This window comes from Nocardia sp. NPDC047648, from assembly GCF_040642815.1.
GTDB classification, from domain to species: Bacteria; Actinomycetota; Actinomycetes; order Mycobacteriales; family Mycobacteriaceae; genus Nocardia; species Nocardia gamkensis.
Genome location: NZ_JBEYSX010000018.1, coordinates 74,207 through 99,956, shown reverse-complemented (window position 1 = coordinate 99,956; position 25,750 = coordinate 74,207). Strand labels below are relative to the sequence as shown.

Genomic DNA, 25,750 nt, shown 5'->3' with positions numbered 1-25,750 from the left:
CGCGCACCGCGCCTCACTGCCGCACAGTCGGGATATCCGCCGGGGTGCGCGGCAGATAGTAGAGCCTGATGCGGCGGTCCGGACGGATATCGAACTCGCCGAGGTCGGGAACGCCGAACCGCTCGGTCATGCGCCGCACCGCGACATTGCGGTGATCGGGTTCGATCAGGATGCGACGGCAGTTCGATTCCGCGAAGATCCCGGCCAGCAGACCGCTGACGAAGGCGAACATGATGCCTCGCCCGATCGCCTCCGGGTCGGCGGTGGCCAGGTGGAAGGCCACGTCATAGGGGTCGGCGTGGTAGATCGTGGCGATCTCGTCCTTGGCCGGGCGATACAACTCCAGGTAGGCGATGTCCCGACGGCCCAGTTCCGGCCTGCCCGCGGCGGCGAAGTCGTAGCCGACGATGCATGGGCGGGAATAGTTTCCGTCCAGCTGCGCGCGCAGATTCTGCCTGCGCAGTTCGACGGGCCACGGCTGCTCCCACGACTCGATCAGATGCGGCCGGTTCATCCACTCGGTGAGCAGCTCGGCGTCGGCGCCGTCCGCGTCGACCGTCCGGATGTCGAACGGAGCGGGCAGGGCGGGCAGTGGCGGAGCGGGCACGGCCCGCAGTTCGTCGGAGATGTCGGTCAGCTCGCGCGCGATGACATAAGGCGTTTCAGTGGGGTTCATCGGTCGTCGAGCTCCGTTCGGTAGTGGCCCTGCTGGATGAATGTAAGGTTATCCTATGCTAACCTCTCGTGGTCGGCGAGCCCCTGCCGTTCCCGGAGGACGGCGCGCGGCAGCGCGCCGCGGCCGAATCCATTTGTCCGCGGTGTCTTTTCGCTGATACCGCGTTATGTGTAGGAGCTGTTGGATGTCGAGAAAACCCGGGTGGATTCGGAAGTTCCACAAGCCCGCCGTGGAAACGCTGCCGCCCCTGGTGCTGTTCCCCCACGCAGGCAGTGGAGCCTCGACCTACCGCACCATGTCCAAGAGGCTCAGTGCGGATTTCGACGTCGTCCTCGTGCAATATCCGGGACGTCAGGACCGGGCCGCCGAACCGATGCCCGACAGCCTTTCCGAACTCGCGGCCGGTGCGCTCGCGGAATTCCTCGAATCCCCGTATCACCGCGGTATTCCGATCACGGTATTCGGGCACAGCGTCGGCGCGATGGTGGCCTTCGAATTCGTCCGTCAGGCCGAGGCCGCCGGGGTGGCGGTGGCGCTGCTCGGCGCGTCCAGCGCGGTGGCGCCCGCCTTGGTCGCCGACAGTGAACCGCTGCCGACCGAGGAGGAGGCGCTGCTCGACCGGCTGGCGGCCCTGAACGGCACCGGCGCCGACGTTTTGGCCGATCGCGACATCATGCGGATGACACTGCCCGCGCTGCGGGCCGACTATCGCGCCTTCGATGCCTACGTGTGCGAGCCGGAGGTGCGGGTCGGCGCGCGGATCGAGGTCATCGGCGGTGCCGACGACGACTTCGTCACCGTCGCGGAACTGCGCCCATGGCTCGCGCACAGCGCTCGGGGCGGCTCGGTCACGCTCTTCGACGGCGGGCACTTCTATCTGTACGACCACATCGACGGCATCGCGGAATTGCTTTCCGCCGCAGCCGCCGACGCCGGACAGTCCGCTCTTTCCAGTTAGGTTCAGCATGTCAGGATCGGCTTCGGGGGACGAAGACCATATCGTCATCGTCGGAATCGGGGTCGAGGCCCCCGGCGGAATAAACAGTCCACAGGAATTCTGGTCGGCGCTCACCGACTCGAGGGAACTCATCGGGCCGCTGCCGCGCGACCGGGAATGGCCGATCGAACAGCTGCTCACCCTCGGCCGCAACGACGGCTGGACCGACGTTCGCGATGCGGGCGGGTTTCTCTCCGAAGCAACGGAATTCGACGCGGCGTTCTTCGGGATCACGCCGCGGGAAGCCGTCGCGATGGATCCGCAGCAACGCGTGGGATTGCGCGTCGCGTGGCGGGCGGTCGAGGACGCCGGACTGAATCCCGGCGCCGTCGACGGCGCCGAGGCGGGGTGCTGGATGGGCGTCACGCCGTTGGAGTACGGGCCGCGGATGGCGAGCGTCAGCGAGCACAGCGGCTATCGGATGACCGGCACCACGCTCGGCGCGGTGGCGGGCCGGATCTCGCACAGCCTGGGGCTGATCGGGCCGTCGATCAGTGTGGACACCTCCTGCGCGGCCGGTCTGACCGCCCTGCATCAGGCGGCGGCGGCGATCCGGGCGGGCGAATGCGACTGGGCACTGGCAGGCGGCGTGTGCGTGATGGGTTCACCCGGCATGTTCGTCGAGTTCGCGAAGAACAACGCGCTGTCGACCGACGGCCACTGCCGCGCGTACTCCGCGGGCACCACCGGGACCCTGTGGGGCGAGGGCGCGGGAGTGGTTGTGCTGGAGACGGAATCTCGGGCACGGCGGCTCGGTCATCGGATCTACGCGCGGGTGCTCGGCTCCCGGGTCAATCACAACGGCAAGGGCGCCCCGCTGGCCGTGCCCAGCGCCGACGCGCAGCAACGGCTGATCCGCGCGGCGCTCACCGCGGCCCGCGTCGCCCCGGAACAGATCGGACTCGTCGAGGGGCACGGCACCGGTACGTCGGTGGGCGACCCCATCGAACTGACCGCGCTCATGCGGATGTACGGCGCACCCGAGCGTGCGCGGGGCGCGCTGCTGGGATCGGTCAAGTCGAACATCGGTCACACGCAGGCGGCGGCGGGCATGCTCGGCCTGATCAAGATGCTGCTGTGCGGCGCGAACGGTCACGTCGTGCCGAGTCTGTGGGCGGAGAACCCGACCGAGGCGGTCGACTGGGAGACCACGAGCCTGCGGCTGGCCACGAAATACGCACCGTGGGAGCCGATCGATGGCGTCCGCTACGGAGCGGTGTCGGCATTCGGGGTGGCGGGGACCAACGCGCACGCGATCGTCGGGATGCCAGTTCTGGAGGAGGACAGTGATGCCTGAGTATCGGCTACCGGACGGCACCACCCCCGTCCTGTTCTCCTCGGACAGCGCCGCCGGGCTGCGTGCCGAGGCCGCCGCGATCCTGGCCTACTGTGAAACCCACCCGCGGGTGGACCCCGATCGACTGGCGAGCCATCTGTTCCGCACCAGGATCGCCCGTAGGTTTCGCGCGTTGGCCATGGTCACTACGCGCGAGGAGTTGCTCGACGCGTTGCGGTCGGTCGCGGCGGAGGCCGCGCATCCCGCGGTGGTGACCTCCGGCGGCGCCGTCGCCGCACGCCGCGTCGGATTCGTCTTCCCCGGCCAGGGCAGCCAGCGCCCCGGCATGGGCAAGCCGTACTACGACTTCTCGCCCGCGTACCGGGCCGCCGTGGACGAGTGCGCCGCGGTACACGAGGAGCGATACGGCCATGCGCGGCCGGTGCACTATCTGCTCGCGGCCGCCGAGGAATACGGCGAAACGCTCTGGGAAGTGCAGCCCGCCAGGATGTTCCACCTGATCGGCTTGGCCGCCATGTGGCGGGCGGCGGGCGTGCGTCCCGCCGCGACCATCGGGCACAGCCAGGGTGAACTCGCCGCCTGCGTGGTCGCCGGTGCGCTGACGTTGCGCGATGCGGTGCTGATCGTCACCCACCGGGCCGAACTGCTGGAGCGGGACCTGTCGGACGGGTACGCGGTGGCAGTGCTCGGCGCCGACCGGGAGGAATGTGAGGAGCTGCTGGCCCGGAATTCCGGGTGGGCGGAGGTCTCCATCGTCAACTCGCCTCGTCTGATCGGCGTCTCCGGCCACGAGGCCGCCATCGCGGAGCTCGTGGCGACCGCGACGGCCAAAGGGCTGTTCGCCAAGCGGATTCAGATGTCCTTCCCGTCGCACACGTCCGCGATGACGCGGTTGCGCGGCGAATTCCAGTCCGGCCTGGAGGAACTGAGTAGCAAGACCTTCGCGATCGGCGAGATCACCTGCTATGGAGGCACGCTCGGGGCGGCGATCACCGACGAGTCCACGCATCACGACTACTGGTACTGGAACCTGCGCAACCGGGTCCGCTTCGATCGCGCGATCGCGGCGGCGGCCGAGAACGTGGACACCTTCATCGAGATCGCCGAGCATCCCACGTTGCAGTCGGCGTTGCGGGAGAATCTGGCCCACGTCGCGTCGGAGCCGGGGCGGGCCGCCCGTGAGTTCCGCATCGCCGGGACGTCCCTGCGCACCGCGACCGGGCTCGGTGAGTTCACCAGGAATCTGGCCGAGGTCGCGGTGCACGACCTGCACTACGACTGGCAGGCACTGCGCACCGGATCGCAGGAGCGCCCGACGCTGCCGTTGCGTGACTTCCCCGCCACGGTGATGAATCAGAAGAGGCTGTGGGCGCCGTACCAATCGGGGGCCGAAGCGCCGGTCCCGGTCGCCGTGCCGCCCGTGCGGTTGCGCGAGGAGTGGACCAAGTTGTCCCGGATCGCGCTGGCCGCACCGCGGACCGTGCTGCTCGCCGATCACGATCCTCGCGCCGACGAACTCGCGGCGGCGATGCGCGCGCGGGCCCCGCGCCACGGCGCCGCCATCTCCGACACCGAGACCCCCGCCGATACCATGGTGCTGCTGCTCGCTCCGGCTGTGGCCGCGGACGAAGAAGGCGCGGTCGCGGAACTCGCCGAGTTCGCTCGCATCACCGAACAGTTGACCACGATCGCTCCTGGCGTCACCGAATGCTGGCTGGTGACAACCGGTGCGGAGGCCGCGACGCCGGAAGACGACCCGTCCCTCGCCCACTCGGCGGCGAGCGCCGCGTATCGCAGCCTGGGCCTGGACCATCTCGGCATCGCCTTCCGGCACCTCGACCTGCCGCCGGACGCCGCGTCGCTGAACCCGGCCACGGTGGCCGACAAGATCTTCGAAGCCATCCATGTGCTCGGTGAGCCCGAACTCGCGCTGCGGAACGGGAAGTTGCACGCGAAGCGTCTCGTCCGCGCCGAGCCGGGCGGTGTGTCGACGCCTCCGGATCTGCGCGAGGTCTTGATTCTCGGTGGGACCGGGCACGTCGGCCTCGAGTTCTGCGCGCAGTTCGTCCGCGACGGCGCGCGCCGGATCACCCTGGTGAACCGCACCGGGGAGACGAGCGCGCTCACCGCGCGGCTGCGGGGGATACGCGAACTCGGCCGCACCGAGATCGACGTGGTGGCCTGCGATATCACCGAGGCGGCCGCGGTGGCCGACCTGGCGCGGCGTTTCGCCGATCGTCCGGTGAGCGTGGTCGTGCACGCCGCGGTCCGGTACGCGTGGTCCCGGTTCGAATCGGCCGCGGTCGCCGAGGCGGCCGCGGCGAAGGTGCTCGGACTCGCCGGGGTGCTGCGCACGGTGCCATCGGCCGCCGACTGCACCGTCCTGTTGTGCTCCTCGTTCGTGGCCACGCTCGGTGGCCGCGAGCAGGCGTTGTACGCGGCCACGAATCGCATGCTCGACAGCCTCGCCGTACGGCTGCGGGCGCAGGGCGGGGATTGCGTGTCGGTGCAGTGGGGACTGTGGGGGTTGCCCGGTGCGGAACACGCCGCCGTGCAGGCGCGAATCCTCGGTGCGGGTTTGCAGCCGATGCCCGCCGGGCCCGCGATCGCGGCGGGTTTCGCCGATCGCACCGGCAACGGGATTGTGCTGTCCGCGGACTGGGAGCGGCTGCGTGAGACGGTCGAACTCGTCGGCATGGCAACGGTTTTCGCGCCCGCCCTGCCGGTTCCCGAGCCTTCGGCGCCGGTGGCCGCACCGTCCACGCCGCCGCCGTCCGCAGCCGAGCAGGAAGCGGACGTGACAGACGATCTCGCGGAGGTCATCCGGCGCGAACTCGGGCAAGTGATGCTCCTCGACGGGCCCGACCACATCGACGGCTCGGTTCCGCTGGTCGCGCTCGGGTTCGACTCGTTGCAGGCGGTCGATCTGCGCGCCCGGTTGAAGACGACGCTGCACCGCGAGCTGCCGGTCGCGGCCATCCTGGGCGGCGCGTCCCTGGACGACGTCGTGCTGCTCATGTCCGAGAACCGAGGCTGATGGTGGCCGAGAACACAGGCTCAGGAGGCCGCTTCATGTCGGAGAACACGCAGGCGCCCATGCCGGAGATCGAGGACGTGCTCGCGCTGAGCCCGTTGCAGGAGGGCTTGTTCTCACTGGCCAGGCTGGCCGGAGAAGGCGATCTGTACGCACTGCAATTCGTCTACGAGATCGCGGGGCCCGTCGATGTGGCGCTGTTGCGCCGCGGCGTCGAGACGATTCTGCGGCGGCACGCGAACCTGCGCGCGTCGTTCTGGGATCGCGACCTCCCCCGGCCGGTGCAGATCGTGCCCGTCGCGGCGGAGCTGCCGTGGGCCGAACGCGCGCTCGACCCGGCCGACGACCTCGACGCCGTCATCGCCGCCGAAACACGGGCGCCGTTCGACCTGGCCCGAGGCCCGCTGCTGCGCGTGCTGCTGCTGCGGCTGCCGGACGACACCCGGCGTCTGGTGCTGACCGCGCACCACATCCTGCTGGACGGCTGGTCGCTCGGCGTGTTCTTCCGGGAACTGTTCGCCCTGTACCAGGCGGGCGGCGCGGCGGACGCGCTGCCCGCACCCCGGCCCTACCGGGACTACATCGGCTGGCTGTCGGCCCGCGACAACGAAACCGCGCTGCGCGCCTGGCGGGAATACCTCGGCGATCTCGATCCGCTGATCATCGCCGACCGCGGCGATTCCACGGTCAACACCATCGTGCCCACGATCGACACGCTGACGCTGCACGCGGCCGACACCAGCCGGTTGACGGCATGGGCGCGGGCGAACGCGCTGACGATGAACACCGTCGTGCAGTACGCGTGGTCGGTCGTGCTCGGCAGGCTGACCGACCGCAGCGACGTGGTCTTCGGCACCACCGTCTCGGGACGGCCGGACGAGCTGTCCGGTGTCGAGACCATGATCGGGTTGTTCATCAACACCGTCCCCGTCCGCGTGGCCATCGGCGCGGGCAATGTGGTGCGCGACTGCGCGCGGCTGCAACGCGAGGCGGCTCCGATGCGTGATCTCGCCTACGTCAGCCTGTCCGCGATTCAGCGGTCGGTGGGTTCCGGCACGCTGTTCGACACGCTGTTCGTCTACGAGAACGCGCCCATGTCCGATGTGCTGCGCCCCATCGAGGCGGCCGACGGCGTTCGGTTCCGGCCGATCACGTCGGAGAGCCTGACGCACTACCCGCTCGCGGTGACCTCGTTCCTGTACGAGGGGCAGCTGGTGGTGACGGTCGAGGCGGTGCCGGCGGCGTTGCGCACTCTGTCCGGTCCCGACGTCGCGGCGCGGTTGATCTCGGTGCTGCGGCAGTTACCCGAGATCGGCGAGCGCGGGCCCGACGCTCTGGACGTGCTGCTACCTGGAGAGAGCGCGCGGCCACCGGCCGCCACCGCCGAAGACGTGCGCGGCGCGACCATCTGGGAGCTGTTCGCGCGCCAAGTGGCCGCCACACCGGACGCGCTCGCGCTCAGCACCGAGCACGATCGGTACACCTACCGCGAGTTATCCGATGCCGCAGTGCGTTTGGCGGGTGTCATCGCCGCCTACGGCGTCGGTCCGGAAGATGTCGTCGCCCTGGCCTTGCCGCGGTCGGCTCAGTCGATCGTGGCGATCCTCGCCGTGCTCGCCACCGGCGCGGCCTATGTGCCCGTCGACATCACGCTGCCCGCCGCCCGCATCGAATCGATCGTGCGCCGATCCCGTCCGCGACTGATCCTGGTCGACGCCTGGGGTCTGCCCGCGCTCCACGAGATCGGGGACAGCCCGCGGATACTGCTGATGGACCAGCTCTCCGAGAATCCGCCTGCGTTCACACCCGCACCCGGCCGCCGCCCGGACCAGTCCGCCTACCTGATCTTCACCTCCGGTTCCACCGGGGAACCCAAAGGCGTCGTGGGCACCCACTCCGCGCTGGCCGCCTACTTCGCCGACCACCGCGACCGGGTCTACCGGCCCGCCGTGGCGCGGCTCGGACGGCCGCTGCGCATCGCGCACGCCTGGTCGCTCAGCTTCGACGCCTCCTGGCAGCCGCTGATCGGACTGCTCGACGGACACGCCATCCACCTGTTCGACGCCGAGGAGATGCGCGACGCGCGACGTCTGGTCGACGGCATCATCCGGCACGGACTGGACATGATCGACACCACCCCCTCGATGTTCGCCCAGCTCGCCGCGGCCGGGCTGGTCGACGCGGGCGCCACGCCGCTGTCCGTGCTCGCGCTCGGCGGCGAGGCCATCGGCGTTCCGCTGTGGAAGCAGTTGTGCGCGCTGCCCGATACCGCCGTGCACAACTGCTACGGCCCCACCGAGACGACGGTGGAGGCGGTGGTCGCCGCGGTGGTCGACGGCGACGCCGAACCGGCCATCGGGGCACCGGTCACCGGAATGACCGGTTATGTCCTGGATTCGCGGCTGCGGCAGGCGCCGGTGGGCGTCGTGGGCGAGCTGTATCTCGCCGGCGCCCAGGTGGCGCGCGGTTATGTCGGCATGCCGGGAATCACCGCGGGCCGGTTCGTCGCCGATCCGCACCGCGCGGGCGAGCGGATGTATCGCACCGGTGATCTGGTGCGCCGCTTGCCCTCCGGCGATCTGGCCTACGTCGGCCGGGCGGACGACCAGGTGAAGATCCGCGGCTACCGGATCGAGATCGGCGATATCGAGACGGCCTTGCTCGCGCTGCCGGGTGTGCGGGCCGCCGCGGTGGTCGTGGTGCGCCGAGCGGGTGGTCCCGCCCTGGCCGCGTTCGCCGTGGGTGACGGTCTCGACGCGGTGGAGTTGCGCGCCGCGCTGACCGAGCGGCTGCCCGGCTACATGGTGCCGAACCGGATTCTGATCGTCGAGCAGCTGCCGGTGACCAGCAACGGAAAGCTCGACGCGAAGCGGCTCGCGGTACTCGCCGAGGATCGGGCCGCCGGTGCGGGAGCGGGGGCGGCCCCCGCGCGCACCGGCACCGAACGCAGGCTGTGCGCCGCGGTGGCCGAGCTGTCCGGCGGTCCCGTCCCCGGTATCGATGACGACCTGGTCGGCCTCGGCCTGGACAGCATCGTGGCGATCTCCCTGGTGAATCGACTACGGCGCGACGGCCTTTCGATCAGTCCGAAGGCGGTCCTGAGCGCCTCGACGATCCGGGAACTCGCCGCGCGGATCGACGCGGAAGCAGGCCGCGAACGGGCGTCGACCTCCGAGGGCTACGGCCCGGTCGGTCCGACGCCGATCGTGTCCTGGATGCACGAGTACGGGGGCTACCGCAGGCTCGCCCTGAGCAACCTGCTCGAGCTGCCCGACGGCATCGATCAGGACGGGCTGACCGCCGTGTTGCAGGCGTTGCTGGACGGCCACGACATGCTGCGGGCCCGTTTCGTCACCACATCGGAGGGCTACGAACTCCATACCCGCGCTCCGGGCAGCATACGCGCGCAGGACATCCTGTTTCGGGTCGACGAAGGCGACGACTTCCACGCGACGCTGGCGGCTCGCGGCCATGCGGTCGCCGACGAGATCGATCCGTTCACCGGCGATCTGGTGCGCGCCGTGTGGTTCGCCAGATCCGGCGCCCCCGACGTGCTGCTGCTCACCATCCACCACTTGGCCGTCGACCCGGTCTCCTGGTACATCATCTCCGCCGACCTGGAAGCGTGCTGGGCGGAGGTCGCCGCGGGCCGCACGCCGACCCCGGCCGTCGAACACACCGGCTACCGGCAGTGGGCCCGGCTGCTGCGCGAACGGGCGGGCTCCGAGGCGGTTTCGGCTCAGCGCGACTACTGGACGCGCCAGGTCGCCGCACCGGACCCGGTGCTCGGCGCCCGGTTGCCCGACCCGACGTCCGACACCTGGGCTTCCTACCGGGTCCACCCGGTGCCGACCTCGGCCGAGACGAGCGCCGCGATCCTGGACAGCCTCGGCGGTGGCGCGGCCGGGGTGCGCGAATTCCTGCTGGCCGCATTGACGATGACGCTGGCGAGCTGGCGCGCGGAACGCGGTCAGGACCCCGCCGCGGGCGCGTATGTCGCGCTGGAAGGCCACGGCCGGGAGGACGAGGTCCTCGGCGCCGACGTCGACAGCGCGCACTCGGTGGGCTGGTTCACCAGCATCGTGCCCGCCCGGCTCGGCGCGGGCGCCGAGAGCGTGGATGTGGCGACGGCTCTGGCGGATCCGGTTCGTGCCGCCGCACTGCTCGAGCACATCGCGAAGCACCTGGCCGAACTGCCGAACGGCGGTGTGGACTTCGGGGTGCTGCGCTACCTCGACCGAGCGCCCGAGCTGGCCGGCGCGCCGCAGCCGCAGGTGCTCTTCGACTACCTGGGCCGGTTCGACATGGCCGGTGCGGGGCGGCCATGGGCGCCGATCCCGGATCTGGCGTTGCACGAGTGTCTTCCGCTCGTCGCGGAGCCCGACTTCCCGCTTCGCTACGCGCTCGATGTCGTCTCGGCGGTGCGGACCACCGCAGACGGGCCGCAGCTGGTCACCATGCTCCGCTGGAGCGAAGCGGTGTTCACCGCCGCCGAGGTGGCCCGGCTCGCCGAGCTGTGGCACGACGCCGTCGCGGCGCTCGAGCGCGCCGTCTCCGCGGTGACCGTCGGCGCCGACTGACCGCGATCTCCGAGCCACCCAGCCCATTCGAATTCCCAGCCTGAAGGACCCCCATGTCAGACGAGATCCTCGAGCGGCGCAAGCGGCTGCTCCAGCAGCGACTGCGTGAACAGCAACTCGCCCCCGCCCAGGCGACACCCGAGCGCGGCAGGCGCCCCGGGGAACCGGCTCCGCTCTCGTCAGCGCAGCAGCGGATGTGGTTCCTGCAGACGGTCGCGCCGGAGGACACCACGCTCAACGTCTGCGTCGGCTACCGTCTCGACGGTCCGCTGGACACCGCGCGACTGCGCGCCGCCTTCGACACCGTCGTCGCGCGGCACGAGATCCTGCGCACCACCTACCACGCGGGCGCGGACGGTGACCCGTATCAGATCGCGCACGCCGATCTGGGAATCGCCTGGCAGCAGCACGATCTCACCGACCTGTCCGAGGAAGGGCGAGGCAGGCGGCTCGAAGTCCTGGCGAGGCGGGAATTCACGCGTCCGTTCGACCTCACCTCGGAGTCTCCGCTGCGGGTGACGCTGGCGCGCACCGGCCCGGCCGAACACGTGCTGGTGCTCACGATCCACCACATCGGCTGGGACGACGATTCCTGGTCGGTCTTCTTCGCCGAGCTCAATGCCGCCTACCGCGGTGACGCGCTGCCGGAGATCCGGTCGCAGTACGTCGACGTGTCGCTCGCCGAGCGGTCCGCCGACGACGACGCCGACCTGGCGTACTGGCGCGCCCGGCTGACTCCGCTGCCGGAACGACTCGAGTTGCCAGGGGCGCTCGGCGCGACCGCCGCCACGCGCAATGCCGACAAGTGCGTGCTGCCGTTGCCGCCCGAACTGCTCGACCGGGTCACCGAGGTCGCGCGTGAACGTTCGGCGACCCCGTTCATGGTGCTGCTGTCCGCCTTCCAGGCGCTGGTCGATCGGTACACGGCGGCGACGGACTTCCTCGTCGCGGTGCCGGTGACCGACCGCCGAGGCCGCGACGCCGAGGCACTGATCGGCTATTTCGGCAACACGCTGCTGTTGCGAGCCCGCATCGATCCGGCGCAGACGTTCGCCGAGCTCGTCGACGCGACCAGGGACGCCGCCCGCGACGCGTTCGCACACCAAGGCGTCGGCGTCGAACGGGTTGTCCGCGAGGTGAGTTCGGACCGCGTCGCGGGCAGCGACGGCCTGGCCCAGCTGGTGCAGCTGAGCTTCAGTGTGCGCGGCGGGGCGAACGGCTTCGATCTCGCCGATGTCGGATCCACCGAGCTGCCGTGGGGAAGCGCGGTCGCCCAGGAGCCCCTCGGCCTGATGGTCGTCCTCGACGACGGGGGCGCGCGCGTGGAAGCCACCTATCTCGTCGACGAGCTGGACCGGTCGGTGGTGGATCAATTGCTGCGGCACTACCTGGCATTGCTCGCCGGCGCCGTTGGCGATCCGGGGCAGCCGGTGCGCGCGATCGACATCCTCGGCGCCGCCGACCGCGCCGAGATCATCGCGGCGTCGCACGGTCCGCTCGTCGACGCACCGCCGACCACCTTGGTCGAGCTGGTACGGCGGCAGGTGGCGGCGACCCCGGATCGCGTCGCGGTGGTATCCGACGACGCCGAACTCACCTACGCCGAGTTGAAACGGCGGGCCAACCGGCTGGCGCACTGGCTGATTCGCCGCGGTGCCGGCCCCGAGCAGCTCGTCGCGCTGCGCATGGCGAACTCCATCGAATTCATCGTCGCGAGCCTCGCGGTGCTCGAGTCGGGCGCCGCGTACCTGCCGATCGATCCGGCCTATCCTCCGGATCGCATCGAATACCTGCTGTCCGACGCCCGGCCGACGCTGTCGTTCGACGCCGACGCGATCGCCGCGGCGATGACCGAGGCGGCGGCCCTGCCGGACACGGAGCCGACCGACGCCGACCGCACCGCACCGCTGCGTCCGTCGAACATCGCCTACGTCATCTACACCTCGGGCTCCACCGGTCAGCCCAAGGGCGTGCCCGTCCCGCACGACGCGATCGCCGACCACCTGGTGAATTTCGCGGCCGACTGGGATGCAAGCATCCCGGAGCGGGTCCTGCAGGCGACTTCGGTGAGCTTCGACGCGTCGCTGGCCGACATCTTCCTGCCGCTGATCGCGGGCGCGAGCATCGTGGTCCCGAAACCGAACGCCTACCGCGACATTCCCTATGTCGCCGAGCTGATCGCGCGGCACGGGATCACCGTGCTGCACATGGTGCCGTCGTTGCTGGCGACCTTCCTCATGCTGCCGGAGGCGAACGACTGGCGGGCGTTGCGGCACGTGCCGGTCGGCGGTGAGGCGCTGCCCGGCGAGATCGCCGACCGCTTCGCCGCGCAATTCGACGCCGATCTGCGCAACCACTACGGACCCACCGAAGCCGTCGTGTGCTCGACCTCCATGCCGGTCGACGGGCCGCAGGGGACCAGGATCGTGCCGATCGGATTCCCGAACCGCAACGTCTACGTCTACCTGCTCGACGACTCGTTGCGGCTGGTGCCGCCGGGTGTGCTCGGGGAGATCTACCTCGGCGGCCGTCAGCTCGCCCGTGGCTATCTGGACCGGCCCGCCCTGACCGCGGAGCGGTTCGTCGCCGATCCCTTCCTGCCCGGTGGCAGGCTGTACCGCACCGGCGACCTCGCCCGGCGCACCGCCGACGGCGAGATCGAATTCGTCGGGCGCGCCGACGAACAGGTGAAGGTGCGCGGGTTCCGGATCGAGCTCGGGGAGGTGGAGGCAGCGGTCGCCGATCACCCCGGCGTCGCGCAGTGCGTCGCGATCGTCACCGACCACGAGCGGCTCGGCCCCATCCTGGCCGCGTACCTGGTACCCGCGCCGGGAGCCGAGATCGATCTGCAGCAGGTGCGCGCGACGGTCGCGGCGACATTGCCCGAGCACATGGTGCCTGCGGCGTTCGCGGTGATCGACGAGGTGCCGCTGAGCGCGCACGGCAAGCTCGATCGCCGCGCGCTGCCGGAGCCCGTGCTGGCGAAGACCCACAGCTATCGCGAGCCCGAGTCACCCACCGAGATCCGGCTCGCCGCCCTGTACGGCGAGCTGTTCGACGCCGAGCGGGTGGGCGCCGACGACTCGTTCTTCGAACTCGGCGGCCACTCCCTGCTCGCGGCCCGGCTGGTCGCGCTGGTGCGCGACACCTTCGGGGTCGACATCGACGTGCGCGCGCCGTTCGACACCCCGACGGTCGCGGGACTCGCCGCGCATCTGGTCGCCCGGTATCACGATCAGTTCGGCGAGAACCTCGACGAGGTCACCCCCACCGGACGCACAGCGGGTGACGACGCCGCGATGCCGACGAAACAGGCGCGCCCCGAGCGGGTTCCGCTGTCGTACTCGCAGCGTGCGTTGTGGCTGCGCCGCAAGTTGGAGGGGCCGTTCGGCTGGGAGAACTTCCGGTTCGCCATCCGTTTCGACGGTGCACTCGATATCGACGCGCTCTCCCACGCCCTCGCCGACGTCACGGGCCGCCACGAATCGCTGCGCACGAGCTTCCCGGAACACGAGGGGACGCCGTATCAGCGGGTGGCCCCGGCCGGACCGGTCGAGCTGCCGCGCACTGTGCTCGACGGTGATCCGGACACGGTGGCGGCGCGGCTGGAGGAAGCTCTGGAAGCCGAGGCGAGCCACGTCTTCGACCTGGCGGCGGAGTCGCTGGTCCGGTTGCGCCTGTTCGTCCTGGACGAGCGAACCCATGTGCTGTCGGTGCTGGCGCATCACATGGTCACCGACCGGGAATCGTGCCGGGTGTTCATCGAGGACCTCACCGTCGCCTACCGGGCACGGGTCGGCGGCGCCGCTCCGTCCTGGCCGGAGCTGACGCTGCAATTCGCCGATTTCGCGGTGTGGCAGCGCGATACCTTCGACCACGCGCCCGGCCGCGACGATCTCAGTGAATACGGCCGTAGACAGCTCGACTATTGGCGCGGCGCCCTGGCGGGACTGCCGGTGGAGATCGCGGTCGCGCACGATCGCCCGCGGCCCGCGCGGCTCGGCCACGCCGGCGTGAGCGCGACCCGCACCGTTCCCGCCGAGACGTGGCAGGCGTTGCGATCGCTGGCCGAGACGTCCGGCGCGACGGAATTCATGCTGTGCCAGGCGGCGGCCGCGGTGCTGGTGCACACACTCGGCGGTGGTGACGACGTGCCGATCGGCGCGACGGTCGCCAACCGGCCAGGGCGATCGGTGGACCGGCTGATCGGGCTGTTCGCCGACATGATGGTGTTGCGCAACGACCTTTCGGGCGAACCGACGCTGCGCACCGTGCTCGAGCGGGTGCGCGAGTCCGCGCTCAGCGCCCTCGGCCACCAGGACGTGCCTTTCGAGCGGATCGTCGAGACGCTCAACCCGCCCCGGGTACTCGGCCGCAACCCGCTGTTCCAGGTGATCATGCAGTTCGGGCACACCGCGCCGACGGTCGATTTCGCCGCGCGCGGGGAGGCGACGCTGACTCCGCTCACGCCGCGGTACGACGCCGCGTTCATGGACTTCCACCTGGACTTCCTCGTGCAACCCGGCGGCGAACTGCTGGTGCGGGTCGTGGTGAACTCCGAGCTCTACGACCCGGCCTCCGGCGAGGTCTTCGTCGACACGCTGGTGCGGATCTTGTCCGCGTTCGCCACGAAACCCGATACGGCGGTGCGGGAATCGAACCTCGTGCCGGAGGACTGGGACACCGCGCGCACCGCGGTGCGCTACTCGACCACGGAGGTCGCCGCCGGGGAGGCCGAACCAGGCCCGCCGCAGACCGAGACCGAGCGCACGCTGGCCGCGCTCCTGGAGGAATTGCTCGAGATCACCGACGTGGGCCGCACGGACGGATTCTTCGCGCTCGGCGGCGACAGCGTCATCGCGATCCAGTGGGCGGCGCGAGCGGGCGAGGCGGGCCTGGCGCTGACCCCGCAGATGATCTTCGAGTACTTCACCCTCCACGAGCTGGCGGCGGCGGTGGACGCGGCCACCGATCAGGCCGCGCAGGCGGCAGGGGTACCCGAGGAACATCGGTACGAGCCGATGTCGGCCTCGGGGCTGTCCGGTGACGCTTTGGCCATGCTGCGCGAATCCTGGTCCGCGCAACGATGATCCGAGAGAGCCGGTCGCGGTCGGCGGACCGCGACCGGCTCGCGATCGGCCCGCGGGCCGCGGCGATTAGGGTCTACGGCGATGGATTCCGTGCCTGTGTGGTTCATGTTCCCGGTCATCCTGGTTGTCGCGGCTATCGCGGCCGGGCGATGGGTTCTCGTCGCGGACACCATCACCGATCGCATGATCAACCGAGCATGGGCGTGGAATGTCGGTGGCCTCGCGCTCTATGTCATCATCAGCGCGGCGGGATTCCCCGTACTCGGCCAGCGGTTGTTCCTGTGCTGTGGATTGCTGACCACCGCCGTCGTTCTGGTGCTCGCGCAACTGGTCGCGGGCGCGCGGCCCGAGGTGGCGTTGCGCCGGCAGCGGATCTACAGCGCCGTCGCCGCCGTGGCTTCGGCGGTGACGCTGGTGGTTTCGCCTGCCGCGCGGGACGTGCTGCACGTCGGATTGGACGAGATCGTATGGACGCTGTCCGAGCTGCCCATGGCCGCCAGCGGGTGTCTGGTGGCGCAGGCCAGTGTCCGGGAGTTGCGGACCGCGGCACGTTCGATGAAGGAGAAGCTGACTTATTCGGTTCTGCTGTTCCTCGCGGTGTACTGGGCGGTGGCGGCACTCCTCACTGTGGTCCGCGCGATAGGTGGTGTGCCGCCGAGTCATCCGGGGAACGTCTTGGCGGTCTCGTCGTTCTTCTGCCTGCTGGTCATCGCGACACTCACGGCGATACCACTGTTCACCGCCGTGTTGGTGCGAGCGGGGCTGGATCGGGCAGGCCGGCGTTGTCGCCGCCTGCATCCCCTGTGGTGTGACCTGACCGCCGCCGTCCCGGAAGTCGTCTTGAACCAGGAGGACGGCGGCGCGGCGTCACGGCTCTATCGGATGACGGTGGAGATCCAGGATGCCCTCCTGCATTTGAAGCCCTACATGCCGTCCCCGGCGCCCGAACATGCGGCCGCCTCCGGGCCCGGCGCGGGTGATCATGCCCGTCGGATCGCCCATGCCGTCCGGTCCAGAGCCGCCGGGCTCCGGCCGGTCGCGCAGACGACCCCGTTCGCCGCGCTGCCATCCGGTAGCCGCGATCGTGCCCACGGTCTGCGGCAGTTGCTCGAATTGGCCCGGGAATGGCCGAAAGCACGCGCCGATGTAGGTTAGGCAAACCTATTTAGGCTCGGCTAAGCTATGCCGCAGCAGTCTCGGTCCGCCGATCCGGCGGCAGACAAGGAGTGGCAGCGCGATGGAGTCGACACAGCGTCGGGCAGAAGGAATGGTGGACATCGGCCTGGAGGAGATCCGGGCCGCGGTGGCCGGTCACCTGGGGCTCACCGCCGCGGACATCGCCGATCACGACGACCTCATCCAACTCGGGCTTGACTCGATCCGCACGATGAAACTCGCGGGCGGCTGGCGCAAGCGCGGCGCCGACATCAATTTCGCTCAACTGGCCGCCAGCCCCACGGTGGCTTCGTGGCACGGTCTGCTGGGCGCGAACGACGCCGCCGGGCGATCGGCGGAGCCGGTGCCGGTGCCGGTCGAGACGGTGGCACCGATCGCGGCCGCCGCCGACGAGTCGGCTCCGTTCCCCCTGGCCACCATGCAGCACGCGTACTGGATCGGCCGCTCCGACGAGCAAGAACTCGGCGGAGTCGCCGCGCACCTCTACGTCGAATTCGACGGCGGCCGCATCGATCCCGCGCGACTCGAGCGCGCGGTGGCCGAGCTCGTCGCCGCACATCCGATGCTGCGCACCAGATTCCTGCCGGATGGCACCCAGCAGACCATGACCGCCCCGGGCAAACCGGTGTTCGGCGTCGTCGACCTGCGCGATCGGTCGCCCGAGGAGACCGAGGCCGCCTTGACCGAGTTGCGCGAGCGCAAGACCCATCAGCGCCTCGCCATCGAAGACGGCCAGGCCATCGACGTCACACTCACCCTGCGCGACCCGGACCGCAGCAGGCTGCACCTGGATGTCGACATGCTCGCGGGCGACGCCATGAGCTATCGCGTGCTGATCTCCGATCTGGCCGAGCTGTACCACGGGGCGGCCGTACCCGCCCCCGGCTACACCTACCGTCGCCACCGCACCGAGTATCGAGAGGACCTCACCGCTCGCGACCGCGACCGGCAGTGGTGGCAGGAGCGGCTGCCGGAATTGCCGGGCGCACCGGAGCTTCCCACCGTTCCGGTCAGCGAGCGCACCGACCCGAACCGCACCGTGCGCTACGACCACTGGCTGTCACCGGCAGCCAAGCAGCGGTTGCTCGCCGCCGCGCACGAGCGCGGCATCACGCCGGCGATGGCATTGGCGGCGGTGTTCGCCGAGACCATCGGCGGTTGGTCGGCGCAGAGTCGCTTCCTGCTGAATGTGCCGCTGTTCCACCGGGATCCGGTGCACCCCGACATCGACCGCGTGATCGGCGATTTCACCTCCTCGATCATGCTCGAGGTCGACGTCACCGAGAGCATGTCGGTCACCGATCGCGCCCGCGCGCTACAGCGCGGCATGCACGAAAGCGGCGCGCACACCGCCTATTCCGGGCTCGAGGTGCTGCGCGATCTGGGTAGGCAGCGCGGCGAGCCGGTGCTGGCCCCGGTCGTCTACACCAGTGCTCTGAATCTGGGCGAACTGTTCGCCGACAAGGTCACCGAAACCTTCGGTGAGCCGGTGTGGATCATTTCGCAGGGACCGCAGGTGCTGCTCGACGCGCAGGTCACCGAGGTCCGTGGCGGGCTGCTGCTGAACTGGGACGTGCGCGCGTCGGCCTTTCCCGAGGGCCTGATCGACGCCATGTTCGCCTGGTACTGCGCGGCCATCGGGCGGCTCGGGGAAGGCGCGGCAGGGTGGAACGCGGAGGCGGCCGTGCGGCTGCCGGTCGCCCAGGCCGAGGTCCGCGCCGCGGTCAACGCCACCGACGGCCCGGTCAGTGGGCGTTGCCTGCATCAGGGCTTCTTCGAGCACGCGGCGGCGAATCCCGGTGCGCCCGCGGTGCTGTGGGGTCTCGGCGACGAGCGAGGAATGTGGAACTACGGGGAATTGGCCGCCCGGGCGCTGGCCGTGGCGGGCGCCTTGCGCGCCGAGGGCGTGCAGCCAGGCGACGCGGTCGCGGTTCAGCTGCCGAAGGGGCCGGAGCAGGTCCTGGCCGTGCTCGGTGTGCTCGCCGCGGGGGCGACCTACGTCCCGATCGGATTCGATCAGCCGGTCGGGCGACGCGCGGAGATCCTGCGCACCGGCGGTATCGCCGCGGCGCTGACGGTCGAGGGCGCGGACCTGGGGGCGCCGATCGCGTGTCTGCCCATCGACGCGGCCCGCGACTACCCGCGGCCGCTGGCCGCGCCCGTCTTCCCGGATACCGGCGAGATCGCCTACGTGCTCTTCACATCCGGATCGACCGGCGTGCCGAAGGGCGTCGAAATCCCGCACCGCGGCGCGATGAACACCATCGACGCGTTGAACGAATGGTTCGAGGTCGACAGCACAGGTCGCGCGCTCGGGCTGTCCGCCCTGGAGTTCGACCTCTCCGTCTACGACATCTTCGGCCTGTTCGCGGCGGGCGGATCGGTCGTGACCGTCGATCCGGAGCAACGCGCCGATCCGGCCACGTGGGTGGAACTGCTACGCACGCATCGGGTATCGATCCTCAACTGTGTGCCGAGCATGCTGGACATGATTCTGGAGATCGGCGGTGACCAACTGGGTGATTCGCTGCGCGCGGTCATCCTCGGCGGGGACTGGGTCGGCGCGGATCTGGCCCGCAGGCTGTCGGCCCAGGTGCCGGGTTGCCGCTTCGCCGGTCTCGGCGGCGCGACCGAGACCTCCATCCACACCACCATCTGCGAGGTGCAGGGCGAACCGCCGGAGCACTGGGCCACCGTGCCGTTCGGCGTTCCGTTGCGCAATGTCAGGTGCCGCGTCGTCGGTCCCGCGGGCCGGGACTGCCCCGACTGGGTGCCCGGCGAACTGTGGGTCGGCGGTGTCTGCGTCGCCGCGGGCTACCGCAACGACCCGGAGCGGACCGCGGAGCGTTTCGTCGAACACGACGGGATCCGCTGGTACCGGACCGGTGATCTGGCCAGGTACTGGCCCGACGGCACGATCGAATTCCTCGGTCGCGCCGACCATCAGGTCCAGATCCGCGGGTACCGGGTGGAGTTGGGCGAGGTGGAGAGCGCGCTGCGCACGGTGCCCGGCGTGCGGCACGCCGTCGCGGCGGTCGTCGGTGCGGGCGCGCCCAAGCTGGTCGCCGCCGTCGCGGGGGAGGTGGCCGAGATCGGCGACATCACCGCGGCGGTCTCGGATCTGCTGCCCGGTTACATGGTCCCCGCCCGCGTCGAGTTCCTGGCGCGGATGCCGTTGACCGCCAACGGCAAATTGGACCGCCGCGCCGTGGTCCGCCTCCTCGAGCCGGAGGCCGAGGAGGATCAGGCCACCGCCCCGCGCGACGACGTGGAGGCCGCGCTGGCCGATATCGTCGCGACCGTCCTGGGGGTCGACGCGATCGGCGTGCACGACGACTTCTTCGGCCGGGGCGGCGATTCCGTGCTCGCCACCACCGTCGTCGCCCGGGTACGCGAGTGGTTGCAAGCCGACCACGCCCTGGTCGCGGACCTGTTCGCCACCCGTACCGTCGCGCGGTTCGCCGAGCGGCTACAGGAACGCGAAGGCAAGGACGGCAGGCTGCCCGCGGTCGCCCGGCTCTACCTCGAGGTGGCATCGATGACGGACGAGGAGATCCTCGCGCAAACGTAACGAGGGCCCGGCCGCGCCGTCAGCCTGTCACGGTCCGACGAGCGGGCGGCGCGGCAAGTCGACCGCATTCCGGTCGCAGCCGCGCACGACCGTCGGTGGCCTGTACGCACGGACATCAGGCGAATGGGTCCTCGCGGCGGGGCCGGGATGCCCCCGGGTCTACGGCGTGCTCGCCGAGCGTGCCGCGGCGACGGAACCACACAACGGGCAGGCGCCTTCCGCTCGGGGGAACTCGTCGTCCTCCGTGTAGGCGTCCGCGACCAGGAATCCGCACCAGTGCAGGTCGTCGGCGAACTGTGTTTTGACGGCGAACGGCACGTCGGCGTCGGCCGCGCCGAGCCCGTCGAGCAACGCCAGCAAGCGCGGGTCGTGGATGCGCAGAGCGCACCACGCCCGCGGGTGCTCGAGCACGAAGCCTTCCGAGTCTCGATGCAGCACGGCGAATTTCGACAGCGTCGCCGACCAGGGGAGCGGGGTGCCCGGTCGCGGCGCGGACCGGGTGAACGGGCGGATGGTGTAGAGGTCGCGTCCGCCGTCTCGCACCGTGATCGACAGCCAGCCGTCGTCGGCGAGCCCGCCCATCAGTCCGGCGACATCGTCACCGCCCGTGGCCATCTCCGCCAGGGTCGCCGGTCCGCGGTTCAGTGTTTCCAACGCCTGGAGCTGACCGGCGGTCAGGCCGGTCAGCTTCTCCTCGCGCGGCGGATCGGTCAGCACCGCGGCCGCCGTACCGGTCTTGCAGGTGACGCCGGGCCGGAACGCGAATCTGGTCTGCTGTGAATATGTGGCGGCGGGCAAGGACCGAACCTCCGCTTGTGGGATCGAGCTGACCGGCGCGTCGCCTATTTCGCCGCGGCGGCGAAGGCGGGTTCCAGCTTGTCCAGGATGTAGGGCAGCGAGAGCGCGGTGGGAGTGTTCACGGCGCTGATCTCCTGGGTGGTGAGGAAGACCACCGAGCCCTTCTTGACCGCGGGCAGGTCGGCGTATCCCGGTAGCTGCCGGTACTTCTCGTCCAACCCCGGAGCGTAGCCGGCCAGCAACAGATCGGCGGTCAGCTCGTCGACCCGTTCCGGGGACAGGGCCAGCCTGCCCTGGTTGGCGGGCAGTTCGGTGAGGTTCTTCGGAATGCCGAGACCCAATTGGGTGAATACCTTCGACGACCCGTCGTCGGGGTCGGTCAACACCATCAGCTGTGCCGGACCGGCCAGCCAGGTACTGGCGAACGTCTTGCCCTTCAGGCCGGGGTTCGCTGCGGCGATGGCGGCGATCTTGTCGTCCACCTTCGCGATCACCTTGCTCGCCTCATCCGTCTTGTGCAGCACCTTGCCGAGGGCGGTGACCTGGTCCTGCCAGGGCGCCACCGACTCTTTGCTCAGCGCGGGCAGCGTCGGTGCGACACGGGACAGTTCGTCGTAGGTCTTCTGATCGGCGATGAACGGGTCGACCAGAATCAGGTCCGGCTCCAGGGTCGCGACCTGTTCGGCGATATTCCCGGTGGTGGTGAGCGCTTTCGCCGACTCGAGACTCTTGGGCTCCCACGGCGGCGTGCTCTTGGAGGCCACCGCGACATTGTCGAGGTATCCGACCGGGACGACGCCGAGCGCGAGCGTGGTGTCCAGCCACTGGTTGCCGAGGGCGACGATCTTCTTCGGGGTGCCTTCGACGGTGGTCTCGCCACGGGCGTGGGTGATGGTCACCTTCTCGCCGCCGGACGCCGAGTCGTCCTCGGAGGATCCGCACGCGGCGACGGTGAGGGCGAGAACTCCCGCCATCAGGGTCAGCGCCGCCCGCGGCCAACGGCCGCGCGTCCGAACGAACTTCATCGTCGCACCTTCCTTCAAAGCAAATCAGCCAAGGCTAACCTATCTTGCTCTGCGGTGGGGACTCCGGTTGATGGTTACATCCGCTAACTATATAGTTTGCGGTGGTAACTATCTGGTGAGGGGCTGCCGTGACGAATCCATCCATCGAAGTCGATCCGGGCGATGTCCGGACCATCCGGCGCCGGTTGCGCTACGACCGGGATCATCCGCGCTACAAGTGGATCGTTCTGACCAACACCACGCTCGGTGTCCTGCTCACGGCCGTCAACTCATCGATCGTGCTGATCTCGCTGCCCGCGATCTTCCGCGGTGTCGGGCTCAACCCGCTCGAGGCGGGCAACGTCGGATACCTGCTGTGGATGCTGATGGGTTACCTGCTCGCCACCGCCGTGCTGGTGGTGATGTTCGGGCGGCTGGGCGACATCTTCGGCCGGGTGCGGGTCTACAACCTCGGCTTCACCATCTTCGCGCTGTCGGCGGTCGCGCTGTCCTTCGATCCGTGGCACGGGGGCGCCGGCGCGATGTGGATCATCGTCTGGCGCGTCGTCCAAGGCGTCGGGGGCGCGATGCTGACCGCCAACTCCTCGGCGATCCTCACCGATGCCTTCCCCGCCGGCCAGCGTGGCACCGCGCTGGGTATCAACATGGTCGCGGCGGTGGCCGGTTCGTTCTTCGGCCTCCTCATCGGCGGCGTGCTCTCGGAATGGGATTGGCGCGCGGTGTTCTGGGTCAGCGTCCCGATCGCCGTCCTCGGGGCGGTCTGGTCCTACCGCTCGCTGCACGAGGTCGGCATCCGGACCGCGGGCAAGCTGGACTGGGCGGGCACCATCACCTTCGGCCTCGGCCTCACCGCGCTGCTGACCGGCATCACCTACGGCATTCAGCCCTACGGCGGCCACGCCACCGGCTGGACCAGCCCGTGGGTGCTTTCCGCGGTGCTGGGCGGCATCGTGCTGCTCGCGGTGTTCTGCGTGGTGGAGATTCGCGTCGCCGACCCGATGTTCCACCTGGGGCTGTTCCGGCACCGGGCCTTCGGGCTCGGCAATTTCGCCAATCTGATGGTCTCGATCGGACGCGGCGGCATGCAGTTCATGCTGATCATCTGGTTGCAGGGCATCTGGCTCCCGCTGCACGGGTACGACTTCGAGTCCACCCCGCTGTGGGCCGGCATCTATCTGTTGCCGTTGACCATCGGATTCCTCGCCGCCGGACCGATTTCGGGCTGGCTGTCCGATCGCTACGGGCCACGGTTGTTCACCACCGGAGGCGCGTTGCTGACCGGCGCGACGTTCCTGCTGCTGCTGATCATCCCGGTGGATTTCGACTACCGGCTGTTCGCGCTGATCACCCTGCTCAACGGTATCGGCAGCGGTTTGTTCTTCTCGCCGAACACCGCCGCCATCATGTCCAGCGTCCCCGCCGCCCAGCGCGGCGCGGCCTCCGGCATGCGCGGCACCCTGTTCAACGGGGGCAACGCGCTGTCGATGGGAATCTTTTTCTCCCTGATGGTCGTCGGGCTGGCGGCGAACCTGCCGTCCGCGCTGGACTCCGGGCTGCGCGCGCAGGGCGTCTCGGCGGGAGCCGCCGCCGAACTGGCCGCGATGCCGCCGGTGGCCAGCATGTTCGCCGCGTTCCTCGGCTACAACCCGATCCAGGAGTTGCTCGGTCCCACCGGGGAACTCGGCAAGCCGGGCGTCGACGCGCGAACCCTCACCGGTCAGGAGTTCTTCCCCGATCTGCTCACCGGCCCGTTCCATTCCGGATTGGTGGTGGTGTTCGTCTCGGCCGCCGTGATGATGTTCCTGGCCGCCGTGGCTTCCTGGTTCATCGGTGCGAGATACGTCTACGACGAGGCGGCCGAACTCGCCGCGGCCGGACCGGCGGCGGAGGATCTGAGCGCCGCGGTACCCGTCCGCTGATCGGTGATCGGCGCAACGGGTTTCGCGCCCGGGCTGGCCTCCCGCCGCGCGAGGACTTACCGTCGATCGAGATGAACGCTGTCCCGACTCCGGTGGTGCTGTCGGTCGTCGTCTTCGTCGCGCTCATGACCGCGGGGCGGTGGCTGCTCGTCGACGAGACGGCCACCGATCGGCTGATCAACCGCACCTTCAGCTGGAACCTCGTAGGTCTGCTGCTGTTCGAGGTGACCGTCGCGTTGGATCGTCCCGACCTCGGGCCGCGCGTCTACCTCTGCGGTGGTCTCATGGCGGTCGCCAGCTTCTACGGGCTGGCCAGGCTCGTCGACGGCGCCGACGTGGCGGCCGTCCACCGGCGTCAGCGGCGATACGATGCGACGGCGGTCGCTGTCGCCGTTTCGCTGATCGTCGTCACACCGATCCTGCGGTGGGCGTGGCGGATCGACTACGTCGAAGTCGTATGGACGCTGTCGGCGCTACCCGGCGGCGCCTGTGCGTTGTTTTTCGCTCGTGCCTGCGTTCGCGAGCTGCGCTCCAGAGGCGTTTCGCTCAGGGAGAAGCTCACTTTCGCGATGTTGCTCGCGTTCGCGAGCTATTGGTTGATCTCGATGACGATCATGGTCGGTCGCGCGCTCGCCGGTACGCCGCCGAGCGAGCCGGGGAAGGTGTGGGCTGTCGCGGCGATCCTCATGTTCTCCGCCATCACCCTGGTGACCATGATTCCCCTGGTCACGGCACTGCTGGCGCGGGCGGGCCTGGATCGCGCCGGGCGCGCCTGCCGCAGGCTGCGGCCGCTGTGGCGGGATCTCACCGCCGTGGTACCGGAAGTCGTACTGGCCGAGGATCTCTCCGCGCCGAGGGAGGCCACCTCCCGGCTCTATCGGATGACCGTCGAGATCTGGGACGCGCTGCTGCACCTGAGACCATATGCGCCCGGCTCGCCCGCCGGGATCGACAGCGACGCGCGTCGCTACGCGCTCCAGGTGGCACTGGCCGTGCGAGCCAAGCGCGGCGGTAGCGCCCCGGCCTCGGGTGTCGCCGCCGTGGGCGCGGCGCAGGCGGAGGCTCGCGATCGTGCGGCGGAATTCCGGTTTCTGCTCGAATTGGCTCGTGCGTGGCCGGAGGCTGTCGCGACCGTGAATCATCGGCCGGTCGACGCGCAGATCCCGGCGACTGCCGCGGTATCCCAGTAGAAGGGCCGCACCTCGGCGATACGGCCGTCGGCGAAGGTGATCGTCTGCAAGATCGGGAAAGTGAGTTCGCGGCCCGTCGCGCGAGCGCGAGCGTGGACTTCGGTATGCACCACGACGGTCTCGGCGGCTGTGAGGAAACGCTGTTCGAGCAGATCGAAAACCTCCCACGTGGCGCTCATCGCGCGGAAGAACCGCTCCATGCCGTCGTGACCGCGCCAGGTCCCGCCGTACGGCAGGTTCTCGGCTTGATGGAGGACCACCGATGGATGGAAGAACGGGGCGAGCAGGTCGAACGAGGCGTTGCCCGGACCGCCGGCCGCCAGGTATTCCGCTTCGGCCGCGTACATTCCGGTCAGCACGGTCATCGAGTCGGTCGTCGATCGCGTCATACGGCCAG

13 protein-coding genes are annotated in these 25,750 nt (G+C 69.8%); 9 read left to right on the top strand and 4 right to left on the bottom strand.

Features of this window, described 5'->3' with window-relative positions:
- Nucleotides 1–13: 13 nt before the first annotated feature.
- On the bottom strand, nt 14–676 hold the full coding sequence (locus ABZ803_RS30245) for a GNAT family N-acetyltransferase (RefSeq protein WP_357044507.1): 663 nt from the start codon (nt 674–676) through the stop codon (nt 14–16).
- 184 nt (nt 677–860) lie between these two features.
- On the opposite strand from ABZ803_RS30245, the gene ABZ803_RS30240 reads away from it, so the two are divergent.
- From ABZ803_RS30240 to ABZ803_RS30210, 7 genes are all read left to right on the top strand, one after another.
- Nucleotides 861–1,634: an alpha/beta fold hydrolase gene (locus tag ABZ803_RS30240; protein WP_357044505.1), complete on the top strand. Its 774-nt coding sequence runs from the start codon at nt 861–863 to the stop codon at nt 1,632–1,634.
- 7 nt (nt 1,635–1,641) lie between these two features.
- Nucleotides 1,642–2,970: a polyketide synthase gene (locus ABZ803_RS30235; RefSeq protein WP_357044503.1), complete on the top strand. Its 1,329-nt coding sequence runs from the start codon at nt 1,642–1,644 to the stop codon at nt 2,968–2,970.
- Nucleotides 2,963–6,007, top strand: a complete 3,045-nt coding sequence (gene nbtC / locus ABZ803_RS30230) for a nocobactin polyketide synthase NbtC (RefSeq protein WP_357044501.1) — start codon at nt 2,963–2,965, stop codon at nt 6,005–6,007. The genes ABZ803_RS30235 and nbtC overlap by 8 nt, the downstream gene beginning before the upstream one ends.
- Nucleotides 6,008–6,042: 35 nt before the next feature.
- Entirely contained in the window at nt 6,043–10,584 is a 4,542-nt protein-coding gene (locus tag ABZ803_RS30225; protein WP_357044500.1) for an amino acid adenylation domain-containing protein, read from the top strand.
- Nucleotides 10,585–10,637: 53 nt separating this feature from the next.
- Nucleotides 10,638–15,674 (top strand): amino acid adenylation domain-containing protein, encoded by a 5,037-nt coding sequence (locus ABZ803_RS30220; protein ID WP_357044498.1) that lies wholly within the window; start codon nt 10,638–10,640, stop codon nt 15,672–15,674.
- A gap of 81 nt (nt 15,675–15,755) precedes the next feature.
- Nucleotides 15,756–16,829, top strand: coding sequence for an MAB_1171c family putative transporter (locus ABZ803_RS30215; protein WP_357044496.1), 1,074 nt, complete (start codon nt 15,756–15,758; stop codon nt 16,827–16,829).
- Nucleotides 16,830–16,941: 112 nt separating this feature from the next.
- Entirely contained in the window at nt 16,942–20,421 is a 3,480-nt protein-coding gene (locus ABZ803_RS30210) for an amino acid adenylation domain-containing protein (protein WP_357044568.1), read from the top strand.
- A 159-nt stretch (nt 20,422–20,580) separates the two neighbouring features.
- Here ABZ803_RS30210 and ABZ803_RS30205 read toward each other — a convergent pair whose 3' ends face one another.
- Together ABZ803_RS30205 and ABZ803_RS30200 are read right to left on the bottom strand one after the other, a co-directional pair.
- Entirely contained in the window at nt 20,581–21,219 is a 639-nt protein-coding gene (locus ABZ803_RS30205) for a hypothetical protein (RefSeq protein ID WP_357044494.1), read from the bottom strand.
- Between the two features lie 44 nt (nt 21,220–21,263).
- Nucleotides 21,264–22,244: an ABC transporter substrate-binding protein gene (locus ABZ803_RS30200; protein WP_357044492.1), complete on the bottom strand. Its 981-nt coding sequence runs from the start codon at nt 22,242–22,244 to the stop codon at nt 21,264–21,266.
- Nucleotides 22,245–22,372: 128 nt separating this feature from the next.
- On the opposite strand from ABZ803_RS30200, the gene ABZ803_RS30195 reads away from it, so the two are divergent.
- Complete coding sequence (locus ABZ803_RS30195; protein ID WP_357044490.1) at nt 22,373–24,163, top strand: MFS transporter; 1,791 nt, start codon at nt 22,373–22,375, stop codon at nt 24,161–24,163.
- Nucleotides 24,164–24,234: 71 nt separating this feature from the next.
- Nucleotides 24,235–25,353: a DUF6545 domain-containing protein gene (locus tag ABZ803_RS30190; protein WP_357044488.1), complete on the top strand. Its 1,119-nt coding sequence runs from the start codon at nt 24,235–24,237 to the stop codon at nt 25,351–25,353.
- On the opposite strand, the gene ABZ803_RS30185 is transcribed toward ABZ803_RS30190, so the two are convergent.
- On the bottom strand, nt 25,302–25,742 hold the full coding sequence (locus tag ABZ803_RS30185) for a nuclear transport factor 2 family protein (protein WP_357044486.1): 441 nt from the start codon (nt 25,740–25,742) through the stop codon (nt 25,302–25,304). The genes ABZ803_RS30190 and ABZ803_RS30185 overlap by 52 nt on opposite strands.
- Nucleotides 25,743–25,750: the final 8 nt, after the last annotated feature.

Excerpts from the sequence above, each read along its gene's own strand:
- ABZ803_RS30245 (WP_357044507.1), bottom strand. The coding sequence starts at position 676 with ATGAACCCCACTGAAACGCCTTATGTCATCGCGCGCGAGCTGACCGAC.
- ABZ803_RS30240 (WP_357044505.1), top strand. The coding sequence starts at position 861 with ATGTCGAGAAAACCCGGGTGGATTCGGAAGTTCCACAAGCCCGCCGTG.
- ABZ803_RS30235 (WP_357044503.1), top strand. The coding sequence starts at position 1,642 with ATGTCAGGATCGGCTTCGGGGGACGAAGACCATATCGTCATCGTCGGA.
- nbtC (WP_357044501.1), top strand. The coding sequence starts at position 2,963 with ATGCCTGAGTATCGGCTACCGGACGGCACCACCCCCGTCCTGTTCTCC.
- ABZ803_RS30225 (WP_357044500.1), top strand. The coding sequence starts at position 6,043 with ATGTCGGAGAACACGCAGGCGCCCATGCCGGAGATCGAGGACGTGCTC.
- ABZ803_RS30220 (WP_357044498.1), top strand. The coding sequence starts at position 10,638 with ATGTCAGACGAGATCCTCGAGCGGCGCAAGCGGCTGCTCCAGCAGCGA.
- ABZ803_RS30215 (WP_357044496.1), top strand. The coding sequence starts at position 15,756 with ATGGATTCCGTGCCTGTGTGGTTCATGTTCCCGGTCATCCTGGTTGTC.
- ABZ803_RS30210 (WP_357044568.1), top strand. The coding sequence starts at position 16,942 with ATGGTGGACATCGGCCTGGAGGAGATCCGGGCCGCGGTGGCCGGTCAC.
- ABZ803_RS30200 (WP_357044492.1), bottom strand. The coding sequence starts at position 22,244 with ATGAAGTTCGTTCGGACGCGCGGCCGTTGGCCGCGGGCGGCGCTGACC.
- ABZ803_RS30190 (WP_357044488.1), top strand. The coding sequence starts at position 24,235 with ATGAACGCTGTCCCGACTCCGGTGGTGCTGTCGGTCGTCGTCTTCGTC.
- ABZ803_RS30185 (WP_357044486.1), bottom strand. The coding sequence starts at position 25,742 with ATGACGCGATCGACGACCGACTCGATGACCGTGCTGACCGGAATGTAC.